Here is an 11,373-nt window from a genome sequence, read left to right on the forward strand (position 1 = left end):
TCGCTCACCAGCCCAACCTACCGACCGGGGGGCTCATCCCCCACCGAGGCCAGGGCGACCCGCACCACGTCGAGCACCGGGCGCGGGTCCGGCCCGGCCAGCTCGGGCAGCGGCACCCACGCCACCTGCGAGGTGGTGCCGCCGACCTCGGTGACCCGTGGCTCCGCGGCCGGGTCGGCCGCGGTGGCGGCGAAGAGGAGGTGGACGCCGTGGAAGTCCTCGTCGCGGCCGCTGGGGGCCGTCCCCCGCAGGTGGACGTCGTGCACGTCGAGGACCCGCCCGACCTCGACCTCGAGGCCGCACTCCTCACGCACCTCGCGGCGCAGGGCCTCGCGCGGGGGCTCGCCGTGGTCGACGCCGCCTCCGGGCAGCGTCCAGGAGCCCGCGTGGAAGCCCCGGGCGGAGATCTCGGTCAGCAGGACGGCCGGCTCGGGCTCGGCGCGGACCAGGACGGCGTACGCCGCCAGCCGCTGCAGGCGGGCCGGGCGGTGCTCGGCGAGCGCCTCGGTGACCAGCGCGGTCGTCGGCAGGGACCCGTCCAGCACCCGGTCGAGGGGGTGCCAGGCCGCGTCGACCGTGGACCCGTCGACCTCGACCACCCGTGGGGCCGGCGCGTCCTTGGCCGCCCAGCCCTCGTAGACCAGCCGGACGCCGTGGGCGTCGCGCACCTCGCCGTCCCAGACCCGCTCGGGCTGGTGCCAGGAGTAGGTCCGCGCGGTCGGGCCGACCTCGACGTCGAGACCGGTCTCCTCGTGGACCTCGCGGACCACCGCCTGGCGAGGGTCCTCGCCGTGGTCGATCCCGCCGCCGGGCAGGGTCCACAGCTCGGTCCCGCTGATCCGGGGCGCCAGGCGGCTGAGCAGGATCTCACCGTTGCGGAGCACCACGGCGTAGGCGCCCCAGCGCTGCCAGCGCGGCGGGCTCACCGGCCGGCCCCGGTCGTGGCTGCTGCGGTGGCGGGCGTGAGGCCCGGGCCCCAGGTCGGACGGACGGCCGAGCGGGGCACCGGGTCCAGGGCCAGGGACGCGCGGCGGTCCAGGGCGTCTCCGCCGAGGTGCGCGGGGTGCCAGGGCGCCGGCTCGCCGGGCAGCGGGCGGTGCTCGGGGAGCCGCTGCAGCGCCTCCAGCCCGTCGTGCAGGCGGTGGCCGAGCATCCTGGTGGCGGCCACCAGGTCGGCGTCGGGGGCGACCAGACCGGGGCGGCCGACGCGCACGTCGACGAGCCGGCCGCGCTGGGGCGTCGGCCGCGGGAACGGGTCCTCGGCGTGGTGCTTCTGCGGCCACAGCCGCTGCCCGCCCCAGACCGAGACCGGCACGAGCGGGGCCCCGGTCTCCCGGGCCAGCGCGGCGGCGCCGGGCATCAGGGAACGGACGACGTACGCCGCCGAGATCCCGGCCTCGGGGAAGACGCAGACCACCTCACCGGCGCGCAGGTGGTCGCGGGCCCGGAGGTAGGCCGCCGCGGGCGCCTCGCGGTCGACCGGGACGTGCCCCATCGCGTCCATCGCCCGTCCGACCGCGCGGACGCCCCAGACGTCGTGCCGGCACAGGAAGCGGACCCGTCGGCCGCTGGCCAGCAGCGCCCGGCCGATCAGCAGGAAGTCGGGGAAGGAGACGTGGTTGGCGGCGAGGACGACCGGCCCGGTGGGCGGCACGTGGCCGGCTCCCCCGCCGCGCACGGTCAGGTCGAGGCCGCGCAGCAGCGCGTGACCGAGACCGACGGCACCGGCGTAGACCGGCTCCCGCCGCCGGCGGGGCCGGGCAGCGCCTGCCCTCACGTGAACGGCGGGCGGTGGTCCACCGCGAGCGACCGTCGCCCGGCCCAGCGCCAGGCCCGCGCCGCGGTGTCGCGGTCCTCGTCGGTGACCAGGTTGCCCATCCACCGCAGCGCGAGCGTCATCAGCAGGTCCGAGCGCATCCCGACCGGGCCGAGCGCGGGCAGCAGCCGCGGGACGGTCACCAGCCCGGCCATCCGCCGGGCGATCGAGAACGCCTCGCCGTACTGCTGGCGCAGCACGACCGGCCAGGACCGGGACAGGTCCGCGTCGCGGCCCTCGAGCATCATCTCGGCGACCAGGCGGCCGGTCTCGAGGCCGTAGTCGATGCCCTCGCCGTTGAGCGGGTTGACGCAGCCGGCGGCGTCGCCGACGAGCGCCCAGTTCCGCCCGGCGACCCCGGACACGGCGCCGCCCATCGGCAGCAGCGCGCTGGTGGGGGCGCGCAGGTCGCCGTCCAGCTCGAACTCGTCGCGGCGCTGGTCGGCGTAGAACTCCATCAGCGGCTTCAGGGCGATGTTCGCGGGCCGCTTCGAGGTGGCCAGGGTGCCGACGCCGACGTTGACCTCGCCGGCGTCCTTGCCCAGCGGGAAGATCCAGCCGTACCCCGACAGGATCTCGCCCTCGGTGCCGCGCAGCTCGAGGTGGGAGGAGATCCAGGGGTCGTCGCTGCGCGTGGAGGAGACGTACGCCCGCCCGGCCACGCCGTAGACCGTCTCGCGGTGCCACTCGCGACCGAGCACCTTGCCGAGCCCGGAGCGGACGCCGTCGGCGACCACGAGCCGCTTGCAGGCCACCTCGTGCGTCTCGGACCCGCGCCGGAACACCACGTGGGAGACCCGGTCGCCGTCGCGGCGCACGTCGACGGCCTTGACCCCGTCGACGGCGCGGGCGCCGGCCTTGACCGCCGTCGTGCGCAGGTGGTCGTCGAGCTCGGTGCGCGGCACCGCGCTCCCCCAGTCCGGCAGCGTGCCGCCGGGCCAGGGCAGGTGCAGGACCTGGCCGAACCCGTGCGCGCGCAGGCCCTTGCTGGTGGCCCGGGCGGCGAGCCAGTCCTCCAGCCCGAGGCGGGCGAGCTCGTGCACGGCGCGGGGGGTGAGGCCGTCGCCGCAGGTCTTGTCGCGGGGGAAGACCGCCGCGTCGGCCAGGACGACGTCGGCGCCGCCCTGCGCCGCCCAGGCGGCCGCCGCCGACCCGGCGGGACCGGCGCCCACGACGAGGACGTCGGTCTGCGCGGGGAGGTTCACGCCCCCAGTCTCTCAGGCACGCCCAACGCCCTCTCGGTAGCGTCCCGGTCGTGACCGACCCCCTCGTGCTGCCCCTCGGCGACCTCCGCCCCGCCCTCGACCCGACCGCGTTCGTCGCCCCCGGGGCGGTGGTGGCCGGCGACGTCGTCGTCGGCCCCGGCAGCGGGCTCTGGTACGCCGTCGTCGTGCGTGGCGACGCCGAGCGGATCCGCATCGGCGCCCGCAGCAACGTCCAGGACGGCTCGGTCCTGCACGCCGACCCGGGCTTCCCGCTGACCGTCGGTGACGGCGTCTCGGTGGGCCACCGCGCGGTGCTGCACGGCTGCACGATCGAGGACGACGTGCTGGTCGGGATGGGCGCGATCGTGATGAACGGCGCCCGGGTCGGGGCCGGGAGCGTCGTCGGCGCCGGCGCCTGCGTGCCCCAGGGCATGCAGGTCCCGCCCCGCTCGCTGGTCCTCGGCCTCCCGGCCAAGGTCCGCGGCGAGCTCGACGACGCCCAGGTCGACGGCGTGCGGGAGAACGCGGCCACCTACGTCGCCCTCGCCGCCCGCCACCGCGCCGCCCTGCCGAGATGACGCTCGCGGACAGCCCAGATGACGGTTCCGGCGCCTCGAGGTGACGTCTCCGGCGCGCCGGGCGGGCCGGCGCCGGTGCGCCGGACGGACGCTGGTGTGACCGCAACCGTCATCTGGAGGCGCCGCGAGCGTCACCTCGGCTGTCAGCGAGCGTCATCTCGGCGGGACGCAGCGGACCCCCGCCACCCTGGTGCGGGTGACGGGGGTCCGGGTGCTGCGGTCGTGCGGGTGCTGCGGGTGCTGCGGGACTGCTAGTTCTGGTACGACCCGAAGTCGAAGTCGTCCAGGGCGACGGCCTGGCCGTTGCCCCCGAACTCGTAGTCGTAGCTGTCGTAGCCGGTGACCGAGTAGGCCGCGGCGCGGGCCTCCTCGGTGGGCTCGACGCGCACGTTGCGGTAGCGCTCGAGACCGGTACCGGCGGGGATCAGCTTGCCGATGATGACGTTCTCCTTCAGACCGCGCAGCGAGTCCGAGCGGCCGTGGATCGCCGCGTCGGTCAGGACGCGGGTCGTCTCCTGGAAGGAGGCGGCCGAGAGCCACGACTCGGTGGCCAGCGAGGCCTTGGTGATGCCCATCAGCACCGGACGACCCGAGGCCGGCTTGCCGCCCTCGGAGACGACGCGCCGGTTCTCCTCCTCGAAGATGACGCGGTCGGTGAGGTCGGAGGGCAGCAGGTTGGTGTCCCCGGACTCGATGACCGTGACGCGACGCAGCATCTGGCGCACGATGATCTCGATGTGCTTGTCGTGGATCGACACGCCCTGCGAGCGGTACACCTGCTGCACCTCGTGCACCAGGTGCTCCTGCGCCTTGCGCACACCCAGGATCCGCAGCATGTCCTGCGGGTCGGGCGTACCGAGGATGATCATCTGACCGACCTCGACGCGGCCGCCGTCCTCGACGAGCAGGCGCGAGCGCTTCGACACGGGGTACTCCTGCACCTCCGAGCCGTCGTCGGGGGTGATGACCACCTTGCGCGACTTGTCGGTCTCCTCGATCTCGACGCGGCCGGCGGCCTCGGCGATCGGCGAGCGACCCTTGGGCGAGCGGGCCTCGAAGAGCTCCACCACGCGGGGCAGGCCCTGCGTGATGTCCTCGGCCGAGGCCACACCACCGGTGTGGAAGGTACGCATGGTCAGCTGCGTGCCCGGCTCACCGATCGACTGGGCCGCGATGATGCCGACCGCCTCGCCGATGTCGACGAGCTTGCCGGTGGCCAGCGAGCGGCCGTAGCACTTGGCGCAGGTGCCGGTACGGGCGTCGCAGGTCAGCACGGAGCGGACCTTGACCTGCTCGATGCCGGCGCCGATGAGCTCACCGATCTTCACGTCGCCCAGGTCGCCGCCGGCCTCGACCAGCACGTCGCCGGTCTCGGGGTGGGTGACCTCGGTCGCCGCGGACCGGGCGTACGCCGCGGTCTCGGCGTTCTCGTGCTTGACCACGGTGCCGTCGTCGAGACGCTCACCGATCCGCTTGGGCAGACCGCGCTCGGTGCCGCAGTCGTCCTCGCGGATGATCACGTCCTGGGAGACGTCGACGAGTCGACGCGTCAGGTAGCCCGAGTCGGCCGTGCGCAGCGCCGTGTCGGCCATGCCCTTGCGAGCACCGTGGGTGGAGATGAAGTACTCCAGCACGGAGAGACCCTCGCGGAAGTTCGCCTTGATCGGCCGCGGGATGATCTCGCCCTTGGGGTTGGCCACCAGGCCGCGCATGGCGCCGACCTGACGGATCTGGTTCATGTTTCCCGACGCACCCGAGTCGATCATCATGAAGATCGGGTTGGTGCGGTCGTAGGCGTTCTCCATCGCCTCACCGACCTTGCGCGAGGCCTCGGTCCAGATCTCGATGAGCTCCTGACGACGCTCGTCGTCGGTGACCAGGCCGCGCTCGTACTGCTTCTGCACCTTGGCGGCGTCGGCCTCGAACGAGGCCAGGATCTCGGCCTTGTCGGAGGGCTGGGTGACGTCGTCGATGGAGACGGTGACCCCGGACTGGGTCGCCCAGGTGAAGCCGGCCTCCTTCAGCGCGTCGAGCGAGGCGGCGACCTCGACCTTGGAGTAGCGCTCGGCGAGGTCGTTGACGATCGCGCCGAGGGCCTTCTTGCCCACCTCGTAGTTCACGAAGGGGTAGTCGGCCGGGAGCGTGTCGTTGAACAGCGCGCGGCCCAGCGTCGTCTCGAGCGTCATCGAGCGGACGGCGTCGGGGTCGGCGCCCTCCTCCAGCGGCGGGACGATGTCGTCGAAGCGGATCTTCACGACGCTCTGCAGGCTGATCGCGCCCTGGTCGAAGGCCATGATCGCCTCGGCCGGGCTCGCGAACGCCCGGCCCTCGCCCGGCTGACCGTCACGGTCGGTGGTGAGGAAGAACAGGCCGATGATCATGTCCTGGGTGGGCATGGTCACCGGACGGCCGTCCGAGGGCTTGAGGATGTTGTTGGTCGACAGCATCAGGATCCGGGCCTCGGCCTGGGCCTCGGCCGACAGCGGCAGGTGCACCGCCATCTGGTCACCGTCGAAGTCGGCGTTGAACGCGGTGCAGACCAGGGGGTGGATCTGGATGGCCTTGCCCTCGATCAGCTGCGGCTCGAAGGCCTGGATGCCGAGGCGGTGCAGCGTGGGCGCCCGGTTCAGCAGGACCGGGTGCTCGGTGATGACCTCCTCGAGCACGTCCCAGACGACCGGGCGCGAGCGCTCGACCATCCGCTTGGCGGACTTGATGTTCTGCGCGTGCGAGAGGTCCACGAGGCGCTTCATCACGAAGGGCTTGAAGAGCTCGAGGGCCATCTGCTTGGGCAGGCCGCACTGGTGGAGCTTGAGCTGCGGGCCCGAGACGATGACCGAACGACCGGAGTAGTCGACGCGCTTGCCGAGCAGGTTCTGGCGGAAGCGCCCCTGCTTGCCCTTGAGCATGTCGGACAGCGACTTCAGCGGCCGGTTGCCCGGGCCGGTGACGGGACGACCGCGGCGACCGTTGTCGAACAGCGAGTCGACGGCCTCCTGGAGCATCCGCTTCTCGTTGTTGACGATGATCTCGGGCGCGCCGAGGTCGAGCAGGCGCTTGAGCCGGTTGTTGCGGTTGATCACGCGGCGGTACAGGTCGTTGAGGTCGGAGGTCGCGAAGCGGCCACCGTCCAGCTGCACCATCGGACGCAGGTCCGGCGGGATGACCGGCACCGCGTCGAGGACCATGCCCTCGGGCTTGTTGCCGGTCTTGCGGAACGCGTCGACGACCTTGAGCCGCTTGAGCGCGCGCACCTTGCGCTGGCCCTTGCCGTTGGCGATGGTGTCGCGCAGCGACTCCACCTCGGCCTCGATGTCGAAGTTCTGCAGGCGCTTCTGGATCGCCGTGGCGCCCATGAAGCCCTCGAAGTACTTGCCGAACCAGTTCTTCATCTCGCGGTAGAGCATCTCGTCGCCCATGAGGTCCTGGATCTTCAGCGACTTGAAGGTGTTCCAGACCTCGTCGAGGCGCGCGATCTCGTTCTCCGAGCGCTTGCGCAGCTGCGCCATCTCGCGCTCGGCGCCGTCCTTGACCTTGCGGCGCTGGTCGGCCTTGGCACCCTCGGCCTCCAGGGCCGCGAGGTCCTCCTCGAGCTTGCGGGCGCGGTCCTCGATCATGCCGTCGCGACGCTTCTCGAGCCGCTCGCGCTCGAGGCCGACCTTGCCCTCGAGCTCGGACAGGTCGCGGTGCCGCGCGTCCTCGTCGACGGAGGTGATCATGTAGGCCGCGAAGTAGATGACCTTCTCGAGGTCCTTCGGGGCCAGGTCGAGCAGGTAGCCCAGGCGGCTCGGGACGCCCTTGAAGTACCAGATGTGGGTCACGGGAGCGGCGAGCTCGATGTGGCCCATCCGCTCGCGACGCACCTTGGAGCGGGTCACCTCGACGCCGCAGCGCTCGCAGATGATGCCCTTGAAGCGCACGCGCTTGTACTTGCCGCAGTAGCACTCCCAGTCCCGGGTGGGACCGAAGATCTTCTCGCAGAAGAGGCCGTCACGCTCCGGCTTGAGCGTGCGGTAGTTGATGGTCTCAGGCTTCTTGACCTCACCGTGGCTCCAGCCGCGGATGTCCTCCGCGGTGGCCAGGCCGATCTGGAGCTGGTCGAAGAAGTTCACGTCGAGCACGATGGCTGCAACCCTTCAGTTGTTCTTAGAAAAAGCGGGGTGGGGGGCGCGGAGGCCGCGTCCGCCGGCCACGAGGGCCGGCGGACGCGGGCCCTCACACCTCTTCGACCGTGTTGGGCTCGCGCCGGGAGAGGTCGATGCCGAGCTCCTCGGCTGCACGGAAGACGTCGTCCTCCGCGTCGCGCATCTCGATGGCCGTGCCGTCCTGGGACAGCACCTCCACGTTGAGGCACAGCGACTGCATCTCCTTGACGAGCACCTTGAACGACTCGGGGATGCCCGAGTCCGGGATGTTCTCGCCCTTGACGATGGCCTCGTAGACCTTCACGCGACCGGGCACGTCGTCGGACTTGATCGTCAGCAGCTCCTGCAGGGCGTACGCGGCGCCGTACGCCTCCATCGCCCAGACCTCCATCTCGCCGAACCGCTGGCCACCGAACTGGGCCTTACCGCCCAGGGGCTGCTGCGTGATCATCGAGTACGGACCCGTCGAGCGCGCGTGGATCTTGTCGTCGACGAGGTGGTGGAGCTTGAGGATGTACATGTAGCCCACCGAGACCGGGTCCGCGAACGGCTCGCCGGAGCGGCCGTCGAACAGGTCGGCCTTGCCGGTCTCGTTGATCATCCGCACACCGTCGCGGTTCGGGGTGGTCGACCCGAGCAGCCCGGTGATCTCGTCCTCGCGCGCACCGTCGAAGACCGGGGTGGCGACCTTCGAGTTGCCCGGGGCCTGGGCGGCGTTGATCCGCGTCAGGCGCTGCTTCCAGTCGGCGTCGGCGGGGTCGTCGGACAGGTTGAGGTCCCAGCCCTGCTTGGCCAGCCAGCCCAGGTGCAGCTCGAGGATCTGGCCGACGTTCATCCGGCGCGGGACGCCGAGCGGGTTCAGCACGACGTCGACGGGGGTGCCGTCCTCCATGAACGGCATGTCCTCGACCGGCAGGATCTTGGCGATGACGCCCTTGTTGCCGTGGCGCCCGGCGAGCTTGTCGCCGACCGAGATCTTGCGCTTCTGCGCGACGTAGACGCGGACCAGCTGGTTCACGCCCGGCGGCAGCTCGTCGCCCTCCTCGCGGTCGAAGACGCGGACGCCGATGACGGTGCCGGACTCGCCGTGGGGGACCTTCATCGAGGTGTCGCGCACCTCGCGCGCCTTCTCGCCGAAGATCGCGCGGAGCAGGCGCTCCTCGGGGGTCAGCTCGGTCTCGCCCTTGGGCGTGACCTTGCCGACGAGGATGTCGCCGGTGGTGACCTCGGCGCCGATGCGGATGATCCCGCGCTCGTCGAGGTCGGCCAGGCCCTCCTCGGAGACGTTCGGAATGTCCCGGGTGATCTCCTCGGGGCCCAGCTTGGTGTCGCGGGCGTCGACCTCGTGCTCCTCGATGTGGATCGAGGTGAGGACGTCCTCCTGCACCAGGCGCTGGGAGAGGATGATCGCGTCCTCGTAGTTGTGGCCCTGCCACGGCATGAACGCGACCAGCAGGTTCGTGCCCAGCGCCATCTCGGCGTCGTCGGTGCACGGTCCGTCGGCCACGGGGGTGCCGAACTCGAGCCGGTCGCCCTCGGCCACCAGCGGGCGCTGGTTGATGCAGGTGCCCTGGTTGGAGCGCTTGAACTTCGAGAGCCGGTAGCTGGAGTACGTGCCGTCGTCGTTGAGGGTCTCGACCAGGTCGGCCGAGACCTCCTTGACCACGCCGGGCTTCGTCGCGGTGACGACGTCGCCGGCGTCCACCGCGGCACGGAACTCGATGCCGGTGCCGACGATCGGGCTGTCGCTGCGGATCAGCGGGACGGCCTGACGCTGCATGTTGGCGCCCATGAGCGCACGGTTGGCGTCGTCGTGCTCGAGGAACGGGATCAGCGCGGTCGCGACCGACACCATCTGGCGGGGCGAGACGTCCATGTAGTCGACCTCGCCGGCCAGCAGCTCGGAGACCTCGCCGTCGCGCTGGCGGACCAGCACGCGCTCGTTGGTGAAGGTGCCGTTCTCGTCGATCGCCGCGTTGGCCTGCGCGATGACGAAGTGGTCCTCGTCGTCGGCGGTGAGGTAGTCGATCTGGTCGGTGACCCGGCCCTCGACGACCTTGCGGTACGGCGTCTCGACGAACCCGAACGGGTTGATCCGGCCGAAGGAGGCCAGCGACCCGATCAGGCCGATGTTCGGGCCCTCCGGGGTCTCGATCGGGCACATCCGGCCGTAGTGGCTGTGGTGGACGTCGCGGACCTCCATGCCGGCGCGGTCGCGCGAGAGACCGCCGGGGCCCAGCGCGGACAGGCGACGCTTGTGCGTCAGGCCCGCGATCGGGTTGGTCTGGTCCATGAACTGGCTGAGCTGGGAGGTCCCGAAGAACTCCTTGAGCGCGGCCACGACCGGGCGGATGTTGATCAGCGACTGCGGCGTGATGGCCTCGACGTCCTGGGTGGTCATCCGCTCGCGCACCACGCGCTCCATGCGGGCCAGGCCCGTACGCAGCTGGTTCTGGATGAGCTCGCCGACGGTGCGCATCCGGCGGTTGCCGAAGTGGTCGATGTCGTCGGAGGCGATCTCCCAGGTGCCCTGGGGGCCTCGACGTCGGCCTTGCCGTCGTGCAGCGCCACGATGTAGCGGATGGTGTTGACGACGTCGCTGATGGTCAGCGTCTGCTTGTCGAAGGCCTCGACCAGGCCGAGCTTCTTGTTGATCTTGTAGCGACCGACCTTGGCCAGGTCGTAGCGCTTGGGGTTGAAGTAGTAGTTCTTCAGCAGCGTCAGCGCGGCCTCGCGGGTGGGCGGCTCGCCCGGGCGCAGCTTGCGGTAGATGTCGAGCAGCGCGTCGTCGGGACCCTGGGTGTGGTCCTTCTCCTCGGTCAGCTGGATCGACTCGTAGCCGCGCAGCTCGGCCATCACGGCCTCGTAGTCGTACTCCTCGCCGGTGTCCTCGGCGACGGCCTGCAGGGCCTTGAGCAGGACGGTGACGTTCTGCTTGCGCTTGCGGTCCAGGCGGACGCCGACGAGGTCGCGCTTGTCGACCTCGAACTCCAGCCAGGCGCCGCGGGAGGGGATCAGGCGCGAGGTGTAGATGTCCTTGTCGGACGTCTTGTCGGCCGAGCGCTCGAAGTAGACGCCCGGGCTGCGGACCAGCTGGGAGACGACGACGCGCTCGGTGCCGTTGATGACGAAGGTGCCCTTGTCGGTCATCAGGGGGAAGTCGCCCATGAAGACCGTCTGGCCCTTGATCTCACCGGTGTCGTTGTTGGTGAACTCCGCCGACACGTAGAGGGGCGCGGAGTAGGTGAAGTCCTTCTCCTTGCACTCGTCCACGGTGTACTTGGGGTCGTAGAAGACCGGGTTCTCGAACGAGAGCGACATCGTCTCGGAGAAGTCCTCGATCGGCGAGATCTCCTCGAAGATCTCCTGGAGCCCCGACTTGCGGGACGAGTCCTGGCCCTCGGCCAGGCGCTGCTCGACGCGGGCGTCCCAGGCCTCGTTGCCGATCAGCCAGTCGAAGCTGTCGGTCTGCAGGGCCAGGAGCTGCGGGAGCTCGAGCGGCTCGTCGATCTTGGCGAACGAGATGCGACGGGGGTGGGAGGAAGCGGTGGTGCTGCGCGCGGCCAAGAGGAGTCCTTCGAGAGGGTCGTCGGTTGGCGGCGCCCACCGACCACTGCTCCGGTCATCCG

5 protein-coding genes and 1 pseudogene are annotated in these 11,373 nt (G+C 71.1%); 1 reads left to right on the forward strand and 5 read right to left on the reverse strand.

All coding sequences use genetic code 11. From position 1 onward, the window contains the following. Positions 1–17 precede the first annotated feature (17 nt). The 3 genes from ENKNEFLB_RS22975 to ENKNEFLB_RS20125 are packed head-to-tail and all read right to left on the reverse strand — an operon-like array spanning position 18 to position 3,021. On the reverse strand, positions 18–926 hold the full coding sequence (locus ENKNEFLB_RS22975; protein WP_275955918.1) for an NUDIX domain-containing protein: 909 nt from the start codon (positions 924–926) through the stop codon (positions 18–20). After that, positions 923–1,777 carry a lysophospholipid acyltransferase family protein gene (locus ENKNEFLB_RS20120; protein ID WP_214056988.1) on the reverse strand — a complete coding sequence of 285 codons (855 nt, stop codon included), beginning with the start codon at positions 1,775–1,777 and terminating at the stop codon, positions 923–925. The genes ENKNEFLB_RS22975 and ENKNEFLB_RS20120 overlap by 4 nt, the downstream gene beginning before the upstream one ends. After that, positions 1,774–3,021 (reverse strand): geranylgeranyl reductase family protein, encoded by a 1,248-nt coding sequence (locus tag ENKNEFLB_RS20125; RefSeq protein WP_214056989.1) that lies wholly within the window; start codon positions 3,019–3,021, stop codon positions 1,774–1,776. The genes ENKNEFLB_RS20120 and ENKNEFLB_RS20125 overlap by 4 nt, the downstream gene beginning before the upstream one ends. Before the next feature lie 50 nt (positions 3,022–3,071). Here ENKNEFLB_RS20125 and ENKNEFLB_RS20130 point away from each other — a divergent pair, with 50 nt between their 5' ends. Continuing rightward, on the forward strand, positions 3,072–3,599 hold the full coding sequence (locus ENKNEFLB_RS20130; protein WP_246535692.1) for a gamma carbonic anhydrase family protein: 528 nt from the start codon (positions 3,072–3,074) through the stop codon (positions 3,597–3,599). A 251-nt stretch (positions 3,600–3,850) separates the two neighbouring features. Here the strand turns inward: ENKNEFLB_RS20130 and ENKNEFLB_RS20135 are convergent, their stop codons facing one another. Further along, positions 3,851–7,720, reverse strand: a complete 3,870-nt coding sequence (locus tag ENKNEFLB_RS20135) for a DNA-directed RNA polymerase subunit beta' (protein WP_214056990.1) — start codon at positions 7,718–7,720, stop codon at positions 3,851–3,853. 94 nt (positions 7,721–7,814) lie between these two features. Next, positions 7,815–11,311 (reverse strand): annotated as a pseudogene (rpoB, locus tag ENKNEFLB_RS20140) (DNA-directed RNA polymerase subunit beta). Between the last annotated feature and the right edge of the window lie 62 nt (positions 11,312–11,373).

The organism is Nocardioides aquaticus, from assembly GCF_018459925.1.
Classification (GTDB): domain Bacteria; phylum Actinomycetota; class Actinomycetes; order Propionibacteriales; family Nocardioidaceae; genus Nocardioides; species Nocardioides aquaticus.